Below are 23,837 nucleotides of genomic sequence, written 5' to 3' on the forward strand. Positions count from 1 at the left end.
TGAAGTGTGTTGGTGTGGTGGTGGTTTGAGAACTCAATAGTGTATTTGTACTACTAAATACTTTTTATAGTCAATGATTGCCAGTCCGGTGTCGGCCCGTGCCTTTGGGTGTGGGTGGTCTTAGTTGGTCTTGAATGACATCGGGGTTTTTGTGGGATGGTTTTTCTGTATAAAACTATTCCGTCAATGTATATATTAGAGAGCCTTTGATGAGGCTTTCCGCATTTTTTTGTGGAGGGTTCGATTCTGGCTCAGGATGAACGCTGGCGGCGTGCTTAACACATGCAAGTCGAACGGGATCCAGGCAGCTTGCTGTCTGGTGAGAGTGGCGAACGGGTGAGTAATGCGTGACCAACCTGCCCCATGCTCCGGAATAGCTCCTGGAAACGGGTGGTAATGCCGGATGTTCCGCACCATCGCATGGTGGTGTGGGAAGGATTTTATCGGCATGGGATGGGGTCGCGTCCTATCAGCTTGTTGGTGGGGTAGTGGCCCACCAAGGCTTCGACGGGTAGCCGGCCTGAGAGGGTGACCGGCCACATTGGGACTGAGATACGGCCCAGACTCCTACGGGAGGCAGCAGTGGGGAATATTGCACAATGGGCGCAAGCCTGATGCAGCGACGCCGCGTGCGGGATGACGGCCTTCGGGTTGTAAACCGCTTTTGATTGGGAGCAAGCGAGAGTGAGTGTACCTTTCGAATAAGCACCGGCTAACTACGTGCCAGCAGCCGCGGTAATACGTAGGGTGCAAGCGTTATCCGGAATTATTGGGCGTAAAGAGCTCGTAGGCGGCTTGTCGCGTCTGGTGTGAAAGTCCATCGCTTAACGGTGGATCTGCGCCGGGTACGGGCAGGCTAGAGTGCAGTAGGGGAGACTGGAATTCCCGGTGTAACGGTGGAATGTGTAGATATCGGGAAGAACACCAATGGCGAAGGCAGGTCTCTGGGCTGTTACTGACGCTGAGGAGCGAAAGCGTGGGGAGCGAACAGGATTAGATACCCTGGTAGTCCACGCCGTAAACGGTGGATGCTGGATGTGGGGCCCTTCCACGGGTTCCGTGTCGGAGCTAACGCGTTAAGCATCCCGCCTGGGGAGTACGGCCGCAAGGCTAAAACTCAAAGAAATTGACGGGGGCCCGCACAAGCGGCGGAGCATGCGGATTAATTCGATGCAACGCGAAGAACCTTACCTGGGCTTGACATGTTCCTGACGACTGCAGAGATGTGGTTTCCCTTCGGGGCAGGTTCACAGGTGGTGCATGGTCGTCGTCAGCTCGTGTCGTGAGATGTTGGGTTAAGTCCCGCAACGAGCGCAACCCTCGCCTTGTGTTGCCAGCGGGTTATGCCGGGAACTCACAAGGGACCGCCGGGGTTAACTCGGAGGAAGGTGGGGATGACGTCAGATCATCATGCCCCTTACGTCCAGGGCTTCACGCATGCTACAATGGCCGGTACAACGGGATGCGACATGGCGACATGGAGCGGATCCCTTAAAACCGGTCTCAGTTCGGATTGGAGTCTGCAACCCGACTCCATGAAGGCGGAGTCGCTAGTAATCGCGGATCAGCAACGCCGCGGTGAATGCGTTCCCGGGCCTTGTACACACCGCCCGTCAAGTCATGAAAGTGGGTAGCACCCGAAGCCGGTGGCCTAACCCCTTGTGGGAGGGAGCCGTCTAAGGTGAGACTCGTGATTGGGACTAAGTCGTAACAAGGTAGCCGTACCGGAAGGTGCGGCTGGATCACCTCCTTTCTACGGAGAATTCAGGCGGCTGTTTGGCCGCCGGTGTCGGACCCGCCCCCGGATGTTCCGGGTGGTTGATGGTCCTGCTGGTGTGGAGAGATTGTTGGGTCCTTTTGGGCCGGTACGGATACACTGTTGGGCTCCCGGATCGCCACTTGTGGCGCCGGAATGCCATCGCATGGTCCCTGTGGGTTCGTCCTGCGGGTGTGGCGTGTGGTGTGCGTGGTGGTTTGAGAACTGGATAGTGGACGCGAGCAAGTATGTTTTTACTTGCTTTTATATGACAATTTCAGACCGACCCTGATAGGGTCGTGTCGATCGTTTTGTGATCATTGTAGTGTGATGATTTGTTGTCTGGGAATAAGCTAGAAGAGGCCTTACGGCAGTCGCATGGTTGTGTGTGCGTTGCTGGTAAGGGCGTATGGTGGATGCCTTGGCAGACAGTACCGATGAAAGACGTAGCAGGCTGCGATAAGCCTCGGGGAGCCGTCAAGCTGGCTTTGATCCGAGGATTTCTGAATGGGGAGACCCGCCGTCCGTCATGGGGCGGCACCGCACTTGTGCGGGGGGTACGCAGGGAAGTGAAACATCTCAGTACCTGCAGGAGAAGATATTCCGTGAGTAGTGGCGAGCGAAAGCGGATCAGGCTAAACCGGCCGCGTGTGATAGCCGTCAGGCGTTGCGCGATCGGTGTCGTGGGAACGAGCATCCGGCCTCTGACGGGGCCGGCGGAAGTCATAAAGTGGCGTGTTAGACGAACGGGATTGAATTCCCGGCCGAAGAGGGTGATGGCCCCGTAGTCGGACATGCGCCGCCTTCCGGTCTTGTCTCCCAAGTAGCACGGGACTCGAGGAATCCCGTGTGAATCCGCCCAGACCGTTGGGTAAGCCTAAATATAACTGTCTGACCGATAGCGAACGAGTACCGTGAGGGAAAGGTGAAAAGCACCCCGGGAGGGGAGTGAAATAGTTTCTGAAACCATGCGCTTACAAACCGTCGGAGCCTTTCGGGGTGACGGCGTGCCTATCGAAAAATGAGTCTGCGAGTCAGTGGTATGTGGCAAGGCTAACCCGAGTGGGGGAGCCGTAGCGAAAGCGAGTCTTAAAAGGCGTTTGAGTCGCATGTCCTGGACCCGAAGCGGGATGATCTAGCCCTGAGCAGGTTGAAGCGCGGGTAAGACCGCGTGGAGGACCGAACCCACTTAGGTTGAAAACTGAGGGGATGACTTGGGGTTAGGGGTGAAAGGCCAATCAAATTCCGTGATAGCTGGTTCTCTCCGAAATGCATTTAGGTGCAGCGTCGCGTCATTGCCTCCAGGGGGTAGAGCTACTGGATGCTTGCGGGCCCGTATAGGGTACCAATAGCAACCAAACTCCGAATACCTGTGAGGTGTATCGCGGCAGTGAGTCGGCGGGGGATAAGCTCCGTCGTCAAAAGGGAAACAGCCCAGATCGTCGTCTAAGGTCCCTAAGCGTGTGCTAAGTGGGAAAGGATGTGGAGTCGCATAGACAGCCAGGAGGTTGGCTCAGAAGCAGCCACCCTTGAAAGAGTGCGTAACAGCTCACTGGTCTAGTGGTTCCGCGCCGATAATGTAGCGGGGCTCAAGCACACCACCGAAGACGCGGCAGCATGCTTTGGCATGCTGGGTAGGAGAGCGTTCCATACGGGGCGAAGCGGCGGCGTAAGCCGGCCGTGGACTGTATGGAAGTGAGAATGCAGACATGAGTAGCGAAAGACGGGTGAAGATCCCGTCCGCTGGATGACTAAGGGTTCCGGGGCCACGTTCATCGTCCCCGGGTTAGTCGGGTCCTAAGGCGAGGCCGACAGGCGTAGTCGAATGGATGAAGGAGTTGATATTCTCCTACCGGCTTTCAACCGCAAAATCCGAGGCTTGGAGTACTAACCTCCGGTTCCGTCGATCCCTTCCTTCGGGTTGGGTGACATGGTTCAGTTGGGACCGATCCTTGTAGTAGGACAGCACAGGAGTGACGCAGAGAGGTAGCCGGCCGCGGAGGTGGTTTTCCGTGGTCAAGCACGCAGGCCGTCCCATAGGCAAATCCGTGGGGCATATGGCTCAGGTGTGATGATGGGGCCCGTTGGGGCCGAATCCGGTGATCCTAGCTGCCAAGAAAAGCTTCGGTGTTAGGTTGCTAGCCGCCCGTACCCTAAACCGACACAGGTGGTCAGGTAGAGAATACCAAAGCGATCGAGCGAATCCTGGTCAAGGAACTCGGCAAATCACTCCCGTGCCTTCGGTATAAGGGAGACCCCGGACTGTGAAGGGACTTGCTCCCGGAGCGGTTTGGGGTGGCACAGACCAGGGGGTAGCGACTGTTTACCAAAAACACAGGTGCATGCGAAGACGAAAGTCGCTGTATATGCACTGACGCCTGCCCGGTGCCGGAAGGTTAAGAGGATCCGTCATCCACTTCGGTGGTGCAGCGGTGAATTCAAGCCCCGGTAAACGGCGGTGGTAACTATAACCATCCTAAGGTAGCGAAATTCCTTGTCGGGTAAGTTCCGACCTGCACGAATGGCGTAACGACTTCCCCACTGTCTCGACCAGGAGCTCGGCGAAATTGCAGTACGAGTAAAGATGCTCGTTAAGCGCAGAAGGACGAAAAGACCCCGGGACCTTTACTATACCTTGGTATTGTCATTAGGTGTGAACTGTGTAGCATAGGCGGGAGGCTTCGAAGCATGGGCGCCAGCTCGTGTGGAGCCGCAAGGTGAAATACCGCTCTGTTCCCACTTGATGTCTAACCTCGACCAGTTATCCTGGTCAGGGACAGTGCCTGGCGGGTAGTTTAACTGGGGCGGTTGCCTCCTAAAGAGTAACGGAGGCGCTCAAAGGTTCCCTCAGCCCGGTTGGCAATCGGGTGTTGAGTGTAATTGCACAAGGGAGCTTGACTGTGAGACTGACGGGTCGAGCAGGGACGAAAGTCGGAAATAGTGATCCGGTGCCGGCGTACGGACGCGGCATCGCTCAACGGATAAAAGGTACCCCGGGGATAACAGGCTGATCATCCCCAAGAGTCCATATCGACGGGATGGTTTGGCACCTCGATGTCGGCTCGTCGCCGCCTGGGGCTGTAGCAGGTCCCAAGGGTTCGGCCGTTCGCCGATTAAAGCGGCACGCGAGCTGGGTTCAGAACGTCGTGAGACAGTTTGGTCTCTATCCTCTGCGCTCGTTGGAATCTTGAGGAGACCTGCCCATAGTACGAGAGGACCTGGGTGGACGAATCTCTGGTATGCCGGTTGTCGCGCCAGCGGCACGGCCGGTTGGCTACATTCGGAAGGGATAACCGCTGAAAGCATCTAAGCGGGAAGCCTGCTCCAAGATTAGGATTCCATGGGACCTTGAGTCCCTGAAGACCCCATGCTAGAACACATGGTTGATAGGCCGGACGTGGAAGCCCCGTAAGGGGTGGAGCTGACCGGTACTAACGGTCGAGAGGCAATCACACACCAACACACCCTTGTGGGTGGGTTGGACGTGGGGTCCGCCTTCTGCCTATGCCCCTTACAGCAAGGAGCACTGCAACACATCACAGAACAACAGTCGTATCGCGTCCGCCGTCCGGTTCCCAAACCGCCACATCCCCCCGGGCCCCTTAGGGGCGGGGACAACAGAAAAGATTTGCGGCGGCCAGAGCCTGGGTGAGACGCCCGGTCCCATTCCGAACCCGGAAGCTAAGGCCCAGCACGGCGATGGTACTGCACTCGGAAGGGTGTGGGAGAGTAGCACGCCGCCGCATCACACGTTCGAGGGGCCCCCGGCCGGCACACAGCCAGCCAGGGGCCCCTCACGCATACCCAAACACGACCCACCGGCCCACCACACCAGCGCCAGAATGGCACCCATCCTGACAGGAGCAAGCCCAGGACCTCATACCGTACAAGCCGGACGAGACCGGCGACTACCATGGAAACACCAAGCATTGAGGCTACCGGTTTGTCGTTGCTTGTGTGCAATTAGCGCAAGCCATTGCTGCAAACGAATCCCCTCACACGTATTCGGGTATACTGGCTTCGGCCTCACCAGGGCTACTGTACTAATTGATGCGTATTCGTACGTTGGGAGGATGTGATGATTCAGGTGCGTCGAATAAGCATTAAAGAGCTTGAGGCGACGACCGCACGACTGGGACTCACCCTTCCTATCGAACAGACCGCTGTCTGGCGGCAATATCAGGACACCATAGATGGTCGCAGTAATTGGGGTGCCGTGGCAGTGGAGAATGATGGCTCTCCGTTAGCTTTCGTAGATCTCACCGATTACAGAACCCACGGATACCATTCACTCCACGCCACTCACGCGCCCGTATGGGTGCGTGAGCCCTCCGCTAAGGAGGAGCAAGCCGCCCTGCAAGCCCTCGCCGCATTTGTGCGCCGTGAGGACCGCAAGCAGGTCTTCCTGCGTATCGCTGTCACATCCGATCTTGGTATGACTAGGCCTGTGCTATCCACCATTGCCTATGACCAGACAGTGGTGATTGATGTAACGGGCGGTGATGAGGAGATACTGTCGCGGATGAAGTCACGTGGTCGCCGTGATGTCCGTAAGTCCCTACGAGAGAGTCCTGCGGTCTGCGCCGACGAGACAGAGCTTGCTCAAGCCTCCTTTCAGGAATACTACGACGTCATGCGTGAGACGGCCGAGCGGGACGGCTTCAATCCGGCCCCCTGTTCTGATTATGAGGATATGATCCGAATCCTCGGTCAGGAGCACTGCCGGGTCTATGCGGGTCGGGTTGACGACCAAGTGGTTACCTGGTCCATCGTCACCATTTCGGGATCCAGAGCTGTTCGCTATTACGGCGCCAGCCTCAACAACACTATGCGGGGGCATGTCACCGATAAGCTGGTCTACTTCGAGTGCTGTGACCTAGGTGCAAACAAGGACGTGGAGAGCTACGACATGATGGGGATTGGTGACGACTTCGCCCCAAGCCTCAAAGGCCTCAACGAATTTAAAACCAAGTTCACCAAAGAGGTCACTCCCGTCGCTCCAAGCCGCGACATCCCCTTGAGGAAAGCGTTCTACTGGTCTTTGGTCACCGCCAAACGTTTGCGTGATAGGTGAGGGAAGCTCCTGGGGATACGACCTAGTTGTTCATAGGTTGGCAATGGGGCCGATCAGGGAAGCATTCGTCTGCAGGTAGTGATCACCTATCTGAGTCAGACGAATGCTTCAGACATAATGTCCCTTATCGGATGACTGAAGAAAATCCTTCTAGCCGTCGGACCGGTGGAAGCCAGTCCGATGGCGGCCTTGAGAATGCTCAGCTGTTGCTGCTGGTTGGTAGTTGGTCGTCAGTGGTAGTTCATAGTCCGTAGTCGGTAGTCCATAGTCGGTCGTTCGTAGTGGCAGTCGTTAGTCCTTAGTTGTAAGGGATCGGTCGTAACGTGAATTGCCCGCAAATCTAACCAGGGATTAGCAGACTGTTTCTGTGAATATACGGTTTCGATACTGCTCAAGTCGTCAGGCAAGGGGGGTTTGGACCAGTGGAGTATCTCATATTGGCTCATGCTGGGTATGTGAAGCGACTGATCAGGCAAGATGCTATATCACGGGTATCTACAGGGCTTCATTGCAAGGCAAGACTGAGTGACACGCCCGGAGGGCAGGAATTTTGACCAATTTCAGAGGTCTGCACAGGCAGAACGGTAAAGTATTGAAACGTATACGCGGAAAAAGACACGCCGGTAAAACCGTGTAATTCCAACGAAAAGAACCAACGTCCCAAACCCCGATTTGCTTCGGTGGGCACTTCCGTGTAAGTTTACCTCTTGCTGCCTGACAGCGACAAGAAATCTTCTGGATACTTGAAGTGTGTTGGTGTGGTGGTGGTTTGAGAACTCAATAGTGTATTTGTACTACTAAATACTTTTTATAGTCAATGATTGCCAGTCCGGTGTCGGCCCGTGCCTTTGGGTGTGGGTGGTCTTAGTTGGTCTTGAATGACATCGGGGTTTTTGTGGGATGGTTTTTCTGTATAAAACTATTCCGTCAATGTATATATTAGAGAGCCTTTGATGAGGCTTTCCGCATTTTTTTGTGGAGGGTTCGATTCTGGCTCAGGATGAACGCTGGCGGCGTGCTTAACACATGCAAGTCGAACGGGATCCAGGCAGCTTGCTGTCTGGTGAGAGTGGCGAACGGGTGAGTAATGCGTGACCAACCTGCCCCATGCTCCGGAATAGCTCCTGGAAACGGGTGGTAATGCCGGATGTTCCGCACCATCGCATGGTGGTGTGGGAAGGATTTTATCGGCATGGGATGGGGTCGCGTCCTATCAGCTTGTTGGTGGGGTAGTGGCCCACCAAGGCTTCGACGGGTAGCCGGCCTGAGAGGGTGACCGGCCACATTGGGACTGAGATACGGCCCAGACTCCTACGGGAGGCAGCAGTGGGGAATATTGCACAATGGGCGCAAGCCTGATGCAGCGACGCCGCGTGCGGGATGACGGCCTTCGGGTTGTAAACCGCTTTTGATTGGGAGCAAGCGAGAGTGAGTGTACCTTTCGAATAAGCACCGGCTAACTACGTGCCAGCAGCCGCGGTAATACGTAGGGTGCAAGCGTTATCCGGAATTATTGGGCGTAAAGAGCTCGTAGGCGGCTTGTCGCGTCTGGTGTGAAAGTCCATCGCTTAACGGTGGATCTGCGCCGGGTACGGGCAGGCTAGAGTGCAGTAGGGGGGACTGGAATTCCCGGTGTAACGGTGGAATGTGTAGATATCGGGAAGAACACCAATGGCGAAGGCAGGTCTCTGGGCTGTTACTGACGCTGAGGAGCGAAAGCGTGGGGAGCGAACAGGATTAGATACCCTGGTAGTCCACGCCGTAAACGGTGGATGCTGGATGTGGGGCCCTTCCACGGGTTCCGTGTCGGAGCTAACGCGTTAAGCATCCCGCCTGGGGAGTACGGCCGCAAGGCTAAAACTCAAAGAAATTGACGGGGGCCCGCACAAGCGGCGGAGCATGCGGATTAATTCGATGCAACGCGAAGAACCTTACCTGGGCTTGACATGTTCCTGACGACTGCAGAGATGTGGTTTCCCTTCGGGGCAGGTTCACAGGTGGTGCATGGTCGTCGTCAGCTCGTGTCGTGAGATGTTGGGTTAAGTCCCGCAACGAGCGCAACCCTCGCCTTGTGTTGCCAGCGGGTTATGCCGGGAACTCACAAGGGACCGCCGGGGTTAACTCGGAGGAAGGTGGGGATGACGTCAGATCATCATGCCCCTTACGTCCAGGGCTTCACGCATGCTACAATGGCCGGTACAACGGGATGCGACATGGCGACATGGAGCGGATCCCTTAAAACCGGTCTCAGTTCGGATTGGAGTCTGCAACCCGACTCCATGAAGGCGGAGTCGCTAGTAATCGCGGATCAGCAACGCCGCGGTGAATGCGTTCCCGGGCCTTGTACACACCGCCCGTCAAGTCATGAAAGTGGGTAGCACCCGAAGCCGGTGGCCTAACCCCTTGTGGGAGGGAGCCGTCTAAGGTGAGACTCGTGATTGGGACTAAGTCGTAACAAGGTAGCCGTACCGGAAGGTGCGGCTGGATCACCTCCTTTCTACGGAGAATTCAGGCGGCTGTTTGGCCGCCGGTGTCGGACCCGCCCCCGGATGTTCCGGGTGGTTGATGGTCCTGCTGGTGTGGAGAGATTGTTGGGTCCTTTTGGGCCGGTACGGATACACTGTTGGGCTCCCGGATCGCCACTTGTGGCGCCGGAATGCCATCGCATGGTCCCTGTGGGTTCGTCCTGCGGGTGTGGCGTGTGGTGTGCGTGGTGGTTTGAGAACTGGATAGTGGACGCGAGCAAGTATGTTTTTACTTGCTTTTATATGACAATTTCAGACCGACCCTGATAGGGTCGTGTCGATCGTTTTGTGATCATTGTAGTGTGATGATTTGTTGTCTGGGAATAAGCTAGAAGAGGCCTTACGGCAGTCGCATGGTTGTGTGTGCGTTGCTGGTAAGGGCGTATGGTGGATGCCTTGGCAGACAGTACCGATGAAAGACGTAGCAGGCTGCGATAAGCCTCGGGGAGCCGTCAAGCTGGCTTTGATCCGAGGATTTCTGAATGGGGAGACCCGCCGTCCGTCATGGGGCGGCACCGCACTTGTGCGGGGGGTACGCAGGGAAGTGAAACATCTCAGTACCTGCAGGAGAAGATATTCCGTGAGTAGTGGCGAGCGAAAGCGGATCAGGCTAAACCGGCCGCGTGTGATAGCCGTCAGGCGTTGCGCGATCGGTGTCGTGGGAACGAGCATCCGGCCTCTGACGGGGCCGGCGGAAGTCATAAAGTGGCGTGTTAGACGAACGGGATTGAATTCCCGGCCGAAGAGGGTGATGGCCCCGTAGTCGGACATGCGCCGCCTTCCGGTCTTGTCTCCCAAGTAGCACGGGACTCGAGGAATCCCGTGTGAATCCGCCCAGACCGTTGGGTAAGCCTAAATATAACTGTCTGACCGATAGCGAACGAGTACCGTGAGGGAAAGGTGAAAAGCACCCCGGGAGGGGAGTGAAATAGTTTCTGAAACCATGCGCTTACAAACCGTCGGAGCCTTTCGGGGTGACGGCGTGCCTATCGAAAAATGAGTCTGCGAGTCAGTGGTATGTGGCAAGGCTAACCCGAGTGGGGGAGCCGTAGCGAAAGCGAGTCTTAAAAGGCGTTTGAGTCGCATGTCCTGGACCCGAAGCGGGATGATCTAGCCCTGAGCAGGTTGAAGCGCGGGTAAGACCGCGTGGAGGACCGAACCCACTTAGGTTGAAAACTGAGGGGATGACTTGGGGTTAGGGGTGAAAGGCCAATCAAATTCCGTGATAGCTGGTTCTCTCCGAAATGCATTTAGGTGCAGCGTCGCGTCATTGCCTCCAGGGGGTAGAGCTACTGGATGCTTGCGGGCCCGTATAGGGTACCAATAGCAACCAAACTCCGAATACCTGTGAGGTGTATCGCGGCAGTGAGTCGGCGGGGGATAAGCTCCGTCGTCAAAAGGGAAACAGCCCAGATCGTCGTCTAAGGTCCCTAAGCGTGTGCTAAGTGGGAAAGGATGTGGAGTCGCATAGACAGCCAGGAGGTTGGCTCAGAAGCAGCCACCCTTGAAAGAGTGCGTAACAGCTCACTGGTCTAGTGGTTCCGCGCCGATAATGTAGCGGGGCTCAAGCACACCACCGAAGACGCGGCAGCATGCTTTGGCATGCTGGGTAGGAGAGCGTTCCATACGGGGCGAAGCGGCGGCGTAAGCCGGCCGTGGACTGTATGGAAGTGAGAATGCAGACATGAGTAGCGAAAGACGGGTGAAGATCCCGTCCGCTGGATGACTAAGGGTTCCGGGGCCACGTTCATCGTCCCCGGGTTAGTCGGGTCCTAAGGCGAGGCCGACAGGCGTAGTCGAATGGATGAAGGAGTTGATATTCTCCTACCGGCTTTCAACCGCAAAATCCGAGGCTTGGAGTACTAACCTCCGGTTCCGTCGATCCCTTCCTTCGGGTTGGGTGACATGGTTCAGTTGGGACCGATCCTTGTAGTAGGACAGCACAGGAGTGACGCAGAGAGGTAGCCGGCCGCGGAGGTGGTTTTCCGTGGTCAAGCACGCAGGCCGTCCCATAGGCAAATCCGTGGGGCATATGGCTCAGGTGTGATGATGGGGCCCGTTGGGGCCGAATCCGGTGATCCTAGCTGCCAAGAAAAGCTTCGGTGTTAGGTTGCTAGCCGCCCGTACCCTAAACCGACACAGGTGGTCAGGTAGAGAATACCAAAGCGATCGAGCGAATCCTGGTCAAGGAACTCGGCAAATCACTCCCGTGCCTTCGGTATAAGGGAGACCCCGGACTGTGAAGGGACTTGCTCCCGGAGCGGTTTGGGGTGGCACAGACCAGGGGGTAGCGACTGTTTACCAAAAACACAGGTGCATGCGAAGACGAAAGTCGCTGTATATGCACTGACGCCTGCCCGGTGCCGGAAGGTTAAGAGGATCCGTCATCCACTTCGGTGGTGCAGCGGTGAATTCAAGCCCCGGTAAACGGCGGTGGTAACTATAACCATCCTAAGGTAGCGAAATTCCTTGTCGGGTAAGTTCCGACCTGCACGAATGGCGTAACGACTTCCCCACTGTCTCGACCAGGAGCTCGGCGAAATTGCAGTACGAGTAAAGATGCTCGTTAAGCGCAGAAGGACGAAAAGACCCCGGGACCTTTACTATACCTTGGTATTGTCATTAGGTGTGAACTGTGTAGCATAGGCGGGAGGCTTCGAAGCATGGGCGCCAGCTCGTGTGGAGCCGCAAGGTGAAATACCGCTCTGTTCCCACTTGATGTCTAACCTCGACCAGTTATCCTGGTCAGGGACAGTGCCTGGCGGGTAGTTTAACTGGGGCGGTTGCCTCCTAAAGAGTAACGGAGGCGCTCAAAGGTTCCCTCAGCCCGGTTGGCAATCGGGTGTTGAGTGTAATTGCACAAGGGAGCTTGACTGTGAGACTGACGGGTCGAGCAGGGACGAAAGTCGGAAATAGTGATCCGGTGCCGGCGTACGGACGCGGCATCGCTCAACGGATAAAAGGTACCCCGGGGATAACAGGCTGATCATCCCCAAGAGTCCATATCGACGGGATGGTTTGGCACCTCGATGTCGGCTCGTCGCATCCTGGGGCTGTAGCAGGTCCCAAGGGTTCGGCCGTTCGCCGATTAAAGCGGCACGCGAGCTGGGTTCAGAACGTCGTGAGACAGTTTGGTCTCTATCCTATGCGCTCGTTGGAATCTTGAGGAGACCTGCCCATAGTACGAGAGGACCTGGGTGGACGAATCTCTGGTATGCCGGTTGTCGCGCCAGCGGCACGGCCGGGTGGCTACATTCGGAAGGGATAACCGCTGAAAGCATCTAAGCGGGAAGCCTGCTCCAAGATTAGGATTCCATGGGACCTTGAGTCCCTGAAGACCCCATGCTAGAACACATGGTTGATAGGCCGGACGTGGAAGCCCCGTAAGGGGTGGAGCTGACCGGTACTAACGGTCGAGAGGCAATCACACACCAACACACCCTTGTGGGTGGGTTGGACGTGGGGTCCGCCTTCTGCCTATGCCCCTTACAGCAAGGAGCACTGCAACACATCACAGAACAACAGTCGTATCGCGTCCGCCGTCCGGTTCCCAAACCGCCACATCCCCCCGGGCCCCTTAGGGGCGGGGACAACAGAAAAGATTTGCGGCGGCCAGAGCCTGGGTGAGACGCCCGGTCCCATTCCGAACCCGGAAGCTAAGGCCCAGCACGGCGATGGTACTGCACTCGGAAGGGTGTGGGAGAGTAGCACGCCGCCGCATCACACGTTCGAGGGGCCCCCGGCCGGCACACAGCCAGCCAGGGGCCCCTCACGCATACCCAAACACGACCCACCGGCCCACCACACCAGCGCCAGAATGGCACCCATCCTGACAGGAGCAAGCCCAGGACCTCATACCGTACAAGCCGGACGAGACCGGCGACTACCATGGAAACACCAAGCATTGAGGCTATGGACTCTCGTCAGTAGGCAGGCGAATAGAGGAGGAGAGCAGTATGCAATTCCAAGAAATAGGAACCTCAGGTCTTAAGGCATCTAGGGTGGCCCTGGGAGCCATGAGAATGGCCGACAGGACTCAGGATCAGTGCGATGAAGTGGTCTGTGCGGCCGTGGAATCCGGCATCGACTTCTTCGACACTGCTGACTGCTACACGGCTGGAGTAAGCACGGCAAAGCTGGGCCAGGCACTCAAGGATTTATCGGTCGAACGGTCCGGTGTCTTGTTGCAGACCAAGTTCGGCATCTACCGCAACCCAGATACCGACAAGATTACACGCTATGACTTCTCACGGGACCATCTGGTCTCAGCCCTGGAAGGCGAACTTGAGTGCTTGGGCACCGATTATGTGGACTTCGTCCTGCTGCATAGGCCAGATACTTTGGTTGAGCTGGACCAGCTTGCTGAGGCCTTCAACTACCTGCAGAACCAGGGCATGGTCCGGCATTTTGGTGTCAGCAATGTCAACCCGCAACAGGTGGAGTTGCTGCAGTCCGCCCTAGGTCAGCGCCTGGAGGTCAACCAACTCCAGTTCGGACTCGGCCATACGGGTATGGTCCAGCAGGAATTCCACGTGAATATGGGGGATGCTCCCAGCCTTGACCATGATGGCGGACTGATCTCCTATTCCCGTCGCAAGCAGATGACCATCCAGGCATGGAGTCCCTTCCAAACAGGCTTCTTCGAGGGGGTCTTTCTGGATAATCCGGCATTTGCCGAGCTCAACGCTGCCCTGCAAAAGCTCGCCGACCAGTACGGCGTGGCCCCAAGCGCCATCGCAGTGGCCTGGATTCTCAGGCACCCGGCACGGATGCAGGTACTCCTTGGTTCCATGACGCCCAGCCGCATCAGACAGATGGCTGCCGGGGCAGATGTGGAACTGACGGCCCAGGAATGGTACGATCTTTACCTTGCGGCTGGCAACGATCTTCCCTAGGCTGGCTTGTCGTGCATTACTTCACTCCCCAACGCTGTGCCGCCACCCATAAGATCATCTACCATGATCGTGGCCAGGCCCAGCGTGCCGCAGACCGCTGCCTCCTGGAACGTGACGTCGAACTATGGACCTACCGCTGTGACCTATGTGGCTCCTGGCATCTGACCCACCGTGACCCCAGCCTCCATTACGCGGCTGGGGCGAAGCGACGGGACAGTAAGCCACGTTCCCGTAAACGTGGATACAAGCCACGGCAGCGATGACTGCCAGCAGGTGACCATGGGAGGCTGCACAACTGCAATGCCGTAAAGGCACCGAAGACGCAGCCTTGGGATAGCTTTGGCGATAGCTCAGTCCAAGACGAACGGCTGACTAGTGGAGGCCAACACTGCGTATCCGTAGCAGTTTCCCCTTGACCTAGCAAACAGATGCAGTATCAAGGGGAAGCGATCCTAAGTCCGATATGTGGCCCTAGAGGCCAAATGCGCCAATTGCGGCCGGCTTCAACGGTCCAGACGGAACCCCTGGCGGGCTGCGGCAGGGCCGATGGCCTTCTGTAGGACATGCTGGTCGACGGCCTTACTGGCAGTCTGGTCACTGTATGCGTCCACCGGTCGGTCGCTGTCACGAAGGTCGTAATATTCATGGACCCGCTGGTCGAAGTCCTTGAGGTCGGCCAGCATTTCACCGGTCCCTGCCGGATAGGCGTTCTCGAAGAATTGGGCTGAGCGCGGCATCCGTGGCTTGAGCATGGGTGACTGGTCGGGCTTGCCGATGGCTAGTCCCAGGACAGGGTAGGTGTACTTGGGGAGTTTGAGCAGGTCTATGAGCCCATCAATGTCGTTAAGCAGGGAGCCCAAGATCACGCAACCCAGACCCAGGGCGTTGGCTGCGGTCTCCATGGCACTTAGGGCCAGTACAGTATCGTTCTGTGCTTGCGCGAAGCGGTAGCTGGCGGTCAAGGTGAATTCGGAGCTGCTGGTGTCCACCCCTTTGTTGTGAATAATGGCTATGTTGCGGCTTTCGTCGCTTACAAAGACGTAGAGCAGTGGGACCTGGGCGACATAGGGTTGCTTGGCGATTGCCGCTAGGGTGTCTTTCAAGCCAGGGTCCGTGATCCTGACGGCAGACCAGTCATTGAGGTATTCGCTGGAGGGAGCCTGCTGGGCCGCCATCTCCAGTTGCTTGACGATACCCTCGTCAATGGGGTCCGGCTTGAATTTACGGATGGATCGCCGCTGCATGAGTGTGGTGATGGTATCGCTGCCGATAGTGTTAGCTTGCATAGTCATGATCCTTGTTGTACTTGTACCCTCCCTACACGATGTTGGTTCATCGTTGTTCATGGCAGCTTGTCTCGGCTTGCACAGTCGACCTGTCGCCAGGTTGCGGGGAGAGTATGCCTTACTTGCCCAAGCGTTTGATTTGCCGGTGGTTGACCAGGGCTTGGGACCCTTTGTCCGAGAGTTGCGAGACAACGGCTCCGAATGCGGCTGATGCGGCGGCGAAGATCAGGCTCATGGCAAACCCTTGGCTCCGTTCCTGGTCGCTCTGTTGCCCACTGGACTTATGACCGGCGACACCCTTGTTCCAGAGGGTTTGGAACAGTTTTCCCCCTAGCAAGCCGGCCAAGGTTGGAAGGGCAAACTTGATGAGCTTATCCCCTATGGAGTCAGGATCGGATTCACGTGCTGCCCGCATGCCATTCACCTTCTCGTCGATGCTGTGGAGGCTGCTGATGATGCGGTCCGCAGTCGATTCCGCCGGCTCTTGCGAGCTATTCGGACCATCTGCATTCTTGTAGGCCTCAGTCATATCTCCATTCTAGGCCATCAGAAGTATTTTGCCCTGTGCCGATTTTCTAGCCATCACCCAAGGGGGCAGCCGATCCGTCAAAGGTGATGCCGGCTTGTGGCATAGTGCTCCCGCACGGACCTGACAGTAGCGGTGATGACATGGTAGCTGCGGAAGGTACGTGTCTTCCGGCAATGCAGCCCAGTGGAAGGGTCTTTTGCTACCAGTGGCTACAGGCAAACTACCCGGAGCGGTTTCGAATCAGCATGCCATAAGCCCGCCATCGGTATTTCGGCTGCGAGGGAGCGTTATTATTACTATATGGAACAAAATCTGTCTTCCAGCGAAGAGGCTGTATCTATCGGACATATGATTCTGCTGCGGCATGGTCAGACATCCTGGAGTCAATCGGGGCAGCACACAGGCCGTACGGATCTACCACTGACTGAGGTCGGCAAGCAGCAGGCCCTTGAGGCCGGTGAGCGACTCAGATGTGCCTTTCCCCAGGGGTTTGAAGCGGAATATGTGTTTTCCAGCCCCCTGCAACGGGCCAGAGAAACGGCGATCTTGGCTGGCTTCAAGCATCCACATGATTTGCCAGACATTGCTGAATGGGATTACGGACGGGCTGAAGGGCGCTCGCGCTCGCAGATTCGGGCGTTGGCCGGTTGGGATTGGGATTTGTGGGCTGATGGACCCCAGTCCTTGGATCCTTCCATGGAAGGGCACCATGAGGAGCTACTGCCAACGGGGCAGCATATTGCCGTTAGCAATGGCAGTGGCGAGACCTTGGAAGAGGTTGCTGTTCGGGCCAAAAACGTGACCCAGGCCCTCCGACCGGTAATTGAGGCTGGGCATAATGTGTTGTTGGTGGCCCACGCACATATTCTGCGAATACTGGCCACGCAGTGGTTGGAGGTCGATCCTGCTTTTGCCAAGCATCTGCGTATGGACACTGCCCATTTTTCCGTATTGGGCGGGTACAAGGGAGACAATGTCATCGAGCATTGGAATGATTGAATGTCGTAATTGACGGGCCATGGTGTTTTGGATCAACTATGTTCTGGATTACCTATGACTATTGAGTTCAGAAGTGCAGGGACTCATGCCATGCCATGGTCACGGCACAGGCGCATCCATCAATGAGTCCGTAAGCGGTGAAGGTCCTGGTCCGGCTGGACATGCATGGTGCTTGTCAACGGATTTGACCAGAAGTGAACCGGAATATTAGCATGAGCTGAATGTGCACATGGATGTGCTTATCTTATGTGAGAGATATAAAATGTGATTCTTATCTCATTTGGCGTTGACTCAGGGTTAAACCTTTCAAACTCAAACATATTGACCATTTGCGCCCTAGTGATGCAAATATCCCACCAGGCAGCGCACATAATTGCTCTGAACCAATCCCTCGAAATTGGGTTATTTGCTGCAAAATCAAGCGTATTGCAACGATAATCAGTCGATTTTGGTCGCTGTGGCCCAAGCTTTCGGCCCGTTGAACTGGGGGTTGGGGTGTCCGTCGGGGGGAGTGACAAATTGTCAGAATGTTGTCAATCTGAAGCGAACATAAAACGAACAAATGTGACATGTTCTCTGTGGGGTGGATTTGCATTTTTGAAATTTCCAGTTAGAGTTTCAATCACTACGAAATTTGTGGTGGATGACACGGGGGACCGTCATTTGGAAGTTTCTGGATAGCGGAATAAGGGTTTCGCCTCCAGATATCTTGAACAGATAAGAAGCGATCTGTTGGACAAATGAAGGTAAAGGAAAGGTGAATCTCTGTGTCGGTCCAGACCGGTCGCCAAAGTGAGCGTCGCCACGCATCCCTACGTATTCTGATTGCAGTGCTTGCTTCTGTGCTCTGCTTCACCATTCTCCCAAGTGCGGGTGTGGTTAAGAGTGCTTACGGCAGTGCTTTTCAAGCTCCTGCAGTAGATCATAAGCCCAAGCTGTATGCCATGTTGGGCTACAACAACCGTATAGACACTCAGAATGATGAGTTGCGTATGGACTTCGTGCTGCGTGTGGCTCATGGTGATGTCAACCCTGAATGCCCCTCTCAGCCTGACGGCGCCGGAGACTTCAGCAAGTGCAGACTGACCTTTCTGATTGCCTACAATTCACGGCGTTGGCCCCTCCAATCATCTGAGGGTGTCAGGACCATGAGGGCCAGGTATGTCAACACCTTGGATGCTGAGCAGGGTGCCATTCGTTGGGCGAACAACGTCAATGCCTTTTACACCATTCACAAGGTGATTCCCTCTGGTGATTACGACTTTCTCAATATCTCGCTTGAAAGCGATATTGATTATCCCGACAATGCCACTGACGACACCAAGTATGACGAAACAGCGACAGAGAAGGTAAACTACGACAGGCTCGGTGGCGCCAAGCTGAATCAGTACGTCTATGCGGTTGTCGACGGGCCAAACAATGGCAGTGACCCCAACTGGAATCACTCCAGGCTGAAGCCGCCAAGCTGGGACAACTATGACTTCATGACTGATCTGACCACTCTTGATTCCCAATACTCCGTCAATGTCACTGAGGATCATCCTGCCTATGTCTACAGTGATGACTACAAAAACGGTGTCTTCAACGGCCCCATCTCGTACATCGGCTGGGATGCCCATCCCAAACTGTGGAGTGACGGTCAGGCTAACTGGGGTTTGGTTACCGACTATGGCTTCCCATCACGTGGGGTCAAGGAGGGTGTTGCTCCTGCCAATTCCTTCTTCGTTCTTTGGGGCAACCCCATGAACGGAACTGGGCTGAACTGCTCCAGAAACACCTCGTACTACTTCCAGTGGGTGGCACAGGACAACGGTCGGCAATGGGTACCAGTCAAAGCCCTGACGCCACAGGCATTACGGGTGGATGGGCAACCTACCACCAAATCGGCGGGTGATTTCTCTGGTGCTTCCGATGACCGCAATCGGCTGTCCTTCAACGCTCCCAAGGCAAACAGCAAGTTGGATCTCTTGTCCAGAGACCCGGCCACGGGGCAGTTGGCTCCGGCGCAGCATTCAGACGGCTCCATAGACTTCGCCAAGGCCAAGAGCCTTCAGCCTGGTTTGAATGGGTACTTCAAACTGTTGACGTGGCCGGTGACCACTGATGCTGATGGGTCCATTGCTCACTGCACTACGCCTGATAGGAAGGCTGTGCTGAATCCTGACCCCGGCATTACCGAGGGCATGTCGCAGGCCGACCTCGATGCCCGCATTGATAGCAGTTGGACCATTGATACCGCTTACTACAAGTACGATATTGAACGTCCTGAAGCCCCGGTTATCGAGGAGCCAGCAGAGGGTGCCCACCTTTCAACGCTCAATCCCCTCATTAAGGGCAGCTCATCAGTGCGAGGCAAGAACTATGTGGTGACCCTCTACCGTGAGGATCCCGCCCATAGCATTGATCCGGCCAACCCGGATGAGCGCAGCACCTACGGTATACGTGTTGGCAGTGCGCCGGTTAATGAGGCTGATGGCACTTGGCAGATTGAGGATTCCGCCTTGCCCCTCAACACGGACGGTGGGTCCGCAAAATACCATGCTTATCTGACTGACTATGGTTCCCCATACCAGCTGTCGTCCAAGTTCTCGAACATCCGTCAGGTCTTCTTCAACACCAAGGCTGATGTGGCTCCTACCGTCGATACGGTTACGGTGCCCCATACGGTGGATGGGGAGTTGCCTGCGGGTTCGCATGTGACGGTTACCGGCACCACCGACTCCTTGTACGGCAATACCACCCTCAGGGTCTATGCGGTCCAGGAGGAAGCTGCCCAGCCGAGCCAGGGAACCAAGATTCTGGAGAAGCTCATTCCCTCCGTAGGCAAGTCGGACTGGACTGTAGATGTGGATCCTTCCGTCTTTGCTCAAGGCCTTGATAATGTTTATGTCTTCAAGGCCGTGATGACCACACAGGCTGGCCTGCAATCACGTTGGGGTGAGAAATCGGCAGATGTCGATATGACTCCACCTGACCCGGGTACCTCGGCCGCGGATTGGAGAGGTGTCGTGGGTCTGGCCACGAACGGTCTGCCGAACTCCTCGGATGCTGAAGCCAGGGCCAAGATCAAGCTGGCTTGGCCGCGAGGAAATGCTCCGGCTCAATCCCAAACGGAGGCCGGCACCAATGGTAAGTGGCGGATTGATTTGCCTGCTGGGGTCCAGAGCGGACAGATCAAGGTGCAGGCCACAGATGCCTCAGGCAATGAATCCAGATGGAATCCATACAAGCTTGAGGTTACTCCGCCGGTCAAGAATCTGCCTATGACGGGCACCATGGATTGGGTTCCTGCCGCTGCGGTTTTCGCGATACTGCTGGCGCTCAGTGCCGTGGTCTGGTGGCTAAAACGGCGATACGCACGTTTCCAATCCATGAACTGATCGGGATTCTATCGCTCGTCCGCCGTAAGGGATGAGACTCGGTATTGCCTGAGATAACCATAACCCTGTGGCACATGCGACTGGGGGTATGTGCCACAACACACTTGACCGTTGGATATGTGCTCCGGCGATCGGGAATAAACAGAAAATTCTGTACAGAATTAAGGAGAAGTATGCAGTTGCATAAAGGAATGAGGAGTGTCGCCGGCTTAGCGGTTTCAGCTGCCATGCTGTTCGGCCTGTCAGTGGCAGGGAGTGTCACGGCTTCCGCGGATTCCGGTGATGTCGCCGTGTCTCAGACCGATTTGGCTAAGAACGATGCCACTCTTACTGTCAAAGGTAAGGCCTCTGACTTCGTCAATCACAAGTTTGCTGCTGTGCGGGTGGGCACTTACCAGAGTGCCACAGTCGATGCCAGTGGCAAGGTGAAGTCCGTGGCTGTTGGAACTGATTCCAATGTTGCCGCCATGGCCACCCAGGCCCTGGACGACACTTTTGCCGCAATCAACGCATCAGGGAGCAAGTCTCCCGTCGCGCACAACCCTGCCTATGCTGGGAATCCAGTTGGTGAGGTCGCATCCCTCTGGCTCGGTTTTACCGGTAGCGACACCGGTTCCAACTCAAGGGAGGCCGCCTACAACGGTCACCTGCGTGACTTCGTGACCAACCTGGGTAAGCAGAGCGGCTTCGTCGCTGCTGAGGAGGCATCCACCTACAAGGCCGATGGCCCCACCGCGGCCGCCACGCCCACCGCTGATGACTCTATCAGCTTCAGCGCTTTGCCTCAGGGCATCTATGCGGTGATGGATATCACCGACAACAAGGACCTGACCCCCACCACCAATTCCATTCCCATGCTGGTAGGCACGGCAGTGGCAGGTCATGCAAACTGTGTCAGCGGTGGCCCCGCCCTGGGTGTCATCAACATCAAGAGCTATCTGCCCCGTTTCAAGAAGGAACTAGTCAGCAAGAGCAAGACCGTCTCCATTGGTGACGTTCTTACCTATCACCTCACGGTCAGTGTTCCCCTGACCACCGGCTTCCAGCACTACAAGTACACCATCACGGATAAGCCTTCTCAGGCGGGTCTGCAGATCATGGGCAGCCCGGTCGTCAAGACTGGCGCGAAGGGCACTGATTTCTCTGCCATGAACACCGTTGACCCGACCAATGACACCTACTATTCCGTGACCAACAATGCCGATGGTGGAGCCACTTTCGACTTCAGTGACAAGATCATGAAGGTCCCCTATGTCTTCGACAATGACATTGTCATCGAGTACAAGATGCAGATCACCGATGCCGCTAAGGACGGCACCGGCAATCTTTCCAACGGCGCCCGTCTTGAGTATTCCAACGATCCCAATCACGGAACGACCTCTCACCAGGACACCGGTAACGATGATACTACCAAGATCTACTTCTACCAGTTTGAACTCAGCAAGGTCGCCAAGGCCTCGAACGAGTCCCTGACCGGTGCGCACTTCACCGTTGCCAATGACTCCGGCGCACCCATGTACTTCATTCAGCAGAAGAGCGATACAGGTGAACTCATCCCCGGTAGCTACAAGAAGGCCAAGAACCAGACCGGTGTCGCGGGTACTACCACTGACCTGGTGGTATCTGACAACAGTGCACTTGGAGTCGCCAAGGGTCATCTCCTGGTTGACGGCCTGGGCGAAGGCAGCTATAAGGTGGCAGAGACTGTGCAGCCCACTGGTTACTCAGGAACCTTCCTGCCCAGCTTTACCGAGACCATCTCGGTGAAGGGTTCTGACTACACATCCCCTGACTACCAGAATGGGCATGATACCTGGAATCTGGTTACCGAGAATGCCGCCTCCAAGACCAAGTTGGTCACGGTCATGAACGTGACATCCTTGTCTCAACTGCCTATGACTGGTGGTGCAGGCATCATCCTGGCCGTCTTGGCCTCCCTCGTCTTTGCCGGTATTGCCGGCAGCCTTGTCCTGGTGAGCAAACACCAGGATCCCATCCAAGCCTGATATCAGACTTGCGTAAATAGACTTCCGTTTTTCTGCGTCGGCAGACCATCCCTTAAACGATCTGCCGTTTATCAGGTCCCCCAATCTGGCGGGAAAACGGAATGCTCGGCCGACATCAAGTGGAACGACCTGCTTCTGTTGTTATGCTTGATGTCGGCTATCTCACACTTACTACATCATTTTATATACAAGGTGTACATTTTATGGCCACTTGTTCATGTTCTGCGACTGAATATATACATCCGTGCGGCTTCTGGTGCTGATCGGATGCCTGTATTTGCCGAATATATGGACGTGCCTTCATTCTCTTCCTTCTTTTCAGGTGGTGTTGTGGACCGCCAGGAGGTACAGAGACGGCGGGTCAATATGCTCTTTCGCGTCCTTATTTTCCTGTTCTCACTGATGTCGGTTGCGGTTGTGGTATGGATACCGGTGGTGCAGTATGTGCATGGTCAGGAACAGGCCGCACGGTCGGCTGCTGCCAATCAAGCCGTACAGTCATGGCCGACCGCCAAGGTCGCCGGCCAGCTCCATGCCGCTGAGGACTATAACCGGCAGATTGCGGATTCAAAGCAGGAGCTGCTGGGTGAGGCAAGCGACCCCTTCCAGCCGGCGGGTACCCAAGGACCAACTCTTTCTGAAAAGGATGGCCGTTATCAACGCCTCCTTGATGCAGGTGACGGAGTCATGGGCACCATACGCATACCCAAGGTCTCCATAGACATGCCCATATACCACGGCACTTCTGAGTTTGCCCTGGCCTCCGGTGCCGGGCATCTATACGGAAGCAGCCTTCCTGTCGGCGGGGCCTCCACCAATGCCGTTATCTCTGGTCATAGGGGACTGACGAATGCCCTGATGTTCACGCGCCTCGATGAGCTCAAGGAAGGCGATACCTTCTATATCCAGACCCTGGGAAGAACCATGGGCTACCAAATAGAATCCATACATGTCATTGACCCGGACGATGTCCACCTCTATAAGGTCAGGCCTGGTAAGGATCTGGTTACGCTCATGACCTGCACTCCCTATGGGGTAAATACCCAGCGGCTGGTGCTCACCGCTGCCCGGAAGTCGATGCCTGGATCCATCCCTGAACCCGCTCAAGCGCCGAAAGACGCCCTGCTGCCTGCTGTGGCGGTGGGCGCGGTTGTGGCATTCGGCGGCTTTCTGGTCCTGTCCATTCAAAATCTTCTGCGTTTGCCTCCCCGTCATGGCAGCAGGCTGGTATCCGAGTCGCTACCGCGTTCGTATGCATGAATCATGTTGTTCCACGGGTCGGTGATTGCCGCCGGTTCAGCTTGTTGCCCAAGCATATCCAGACAGTCGCCGGAAGCATGACCCAAGCTGTAACAACCCGGTGGGGGCAGGCACCCATATGTTTCGA

9 protein-coding genes and 6 rRNA genes are annotated in these 23,837 nt (G+C 56.0%); 13 read left to right on the forward strand and 2 right to left on the reverse strand.

The features are described 5' to 3' along the window. Positions 1–228 precede the first annotated feature (228 nt). From CRD60_RS07225 to CRD60_RS07265, 9 genes are all read left to right on the forward strand, one after another. A 16S ribosomal RNA gene (locus CRD60_RS07225) occupies positions 229–1,753 on the forward strand. 391 nt (positions 1,754–2,144) lie between these two features. Continuing rightward, positions 2,145–5,211 (forward strand): 23S ribosomal RNA (locus tag CRD60_RS07230). 174 nt (positions 5,212–5,385) lie between these two features. Beyond that, a 5S ribosomal RNA gene (gene rrf / locus CRD60_RS07235) occupies positions 5,386–5,502 on the forward strand. The 16S, 23S and 5S rRNA genes sit together here, the layout of an rRNA operon. A gap of 332 nt (positions 5,503–5,834) precedes the next feature. Continuing rightward, positions 5,835–6,830 carry a lipid II:glycine glycyltransferase FemX gene (locus CRD60_RS07240; protein ID WP_113860618.1) on the forward strand — a complete coding sequence of 332 codons (996 nt, stop codon included), beginning with the start codon at positions 5,835–5,837 and terminating at the stop codon, positions 6,828–6,830. A gap of 972 nt (positions 6,831–7,802) precedes the next feature. Continuing rightward, positions 7,803–9,327, forward strand: a 16S ribosomal RNA gene (locus tag CRD60_RS07245). Between the two features lie 391 nt (positions 9,328–9,718). After that, positions 9,719–12,785 (forward strand): 23S ribosomal RNA (locus CRD60_RS07250). 174 nt (positions 12,786–12,959) lie between these two features. After that, a 5S ribosomal RNA gene (rrf, locus tag CRD60_RS07255) occupies positions 12,960–13,076 on the forward strand. Positions 13,077–13,311: 235 nt separating this feature from the next. Then, complete coding sequence (locus tag CRD60_RS07260; protein WP_113860619.1) at positions 13,312–14,250, forward strand: aldo/keto reductase; 939 nt, start codon at positions 13,312–13,314, stop codon at positions 14,248–14,250. An 11-nt stretch (positions 14,251–14,261) separates the two neighbouring features. Beyond that, positions 14,262–14,513, forward strand: a complete 252-nt coding sequence (locus CRD60_RS07265) for a hypothetical protein (protein ID WP_113860620.1) — start codon at positions 14,262–14,264, stop codon at positions 14,511–14,513. A 240-nt stretch (positions 14,514–14,753) separates the two neighbouring features. Here the strand turns inward: CRD60_RS07265 and CRD60_RS07270 are convergent, their stop codons facing one another. Beyond that, on the reverse strand, positions 14,754–15,542 hold the full coding sequence (locus CRD60_RS07270) for a nitroreductase family protein (RefSeq protein ID WP_113860621.1): 789 nt from the start codon (positions 15,540–15,542) through the stop codon (positions 14,754–14,756). 112 nt (positions 15,543–15,654) lie between these two features. Continuing rightward, the gene (locus CRD60_RS07275; protein WP_113860622.1) at positions 15,655–16,065 is read right to left on the reverse strand and encodes a DUF4235 domain-containing protein; all 411 of its coding nucleotides are present in this window, start codon (positions 16,063–16,065) and stop codon (positions 15,655–15,657) included. 300 nt (positions 16,066–16,365) lie between these two features. Here CRD60_RS07275 and CRD60_RS07280 point away from each other — a divergent pair, with 300 nt between their 5' ends. The 4 genes from CRD60_RS07280 (at position 16,366) to CRD60_RS07295 (ending at position 23,710) form a co-directional block, all read left to right on the forward strand. Continuing rightward, positions 16,366–17,064 carry a histidine phosphatase family protein gene (locus CRD60_RS07280; protein ID WP_113860641.1) on the forward strand — a complete coding sequence of 233 codons (699 nt, stop codon included), beginning with the start codon at positions 16,366–16,368 and terminating at the stop codon, positions 17,062–17,064. 944 nt (positions 17,065–18,008) lie between these two features. Further along, positions 18,009–20,444, forward strand: coding sequence for a hypothetical protein (locus CRD60_RS07285; protein WP_113860623.1), 2,436 nt, complete (start codon positions 18,009–18,011; stop codon positions 20,442–20,444). A 434-nt stretch (positions 20,445–20,878) separates the two neighbouring features. Next, positions 20,879–22,450, forward strand: coding sequence for an isopeptide-forming domain-containing fimbrial protein (locus CRD60_RS07290; RefSeq protein ID WP_161522211.1), 1,572 nt, complete (start codon positions 20,879–20,881; stop codon positions 22,448–22,450). 150 nt (positions 22,451–22,600) lie between these two features. After that, positions 22,601–23,710: a class C sortase gene (locus tag CRD60_RS07295; RefSeq protein WP_236630905.1), complete on the forward strand. Its 1,110-nt coding sequence runs from the start codon at positions 22,601–22,603 to the stop codon at positions 23,708–23,710. The last annotated feature ends 127 nt before the right edge of the window (positions 23,711–23,837 follow it).

Source organism: Bifidobacterium aemilianum (assembly GCF_003315635.1).
Taxonomy (GTDB): Bacteria; Actinomycetota; Actinomycetes; order Actinomycetales; family Bifidobacteriaceae; genus Bifidobacterium; species Bifidobacterium aemilianum.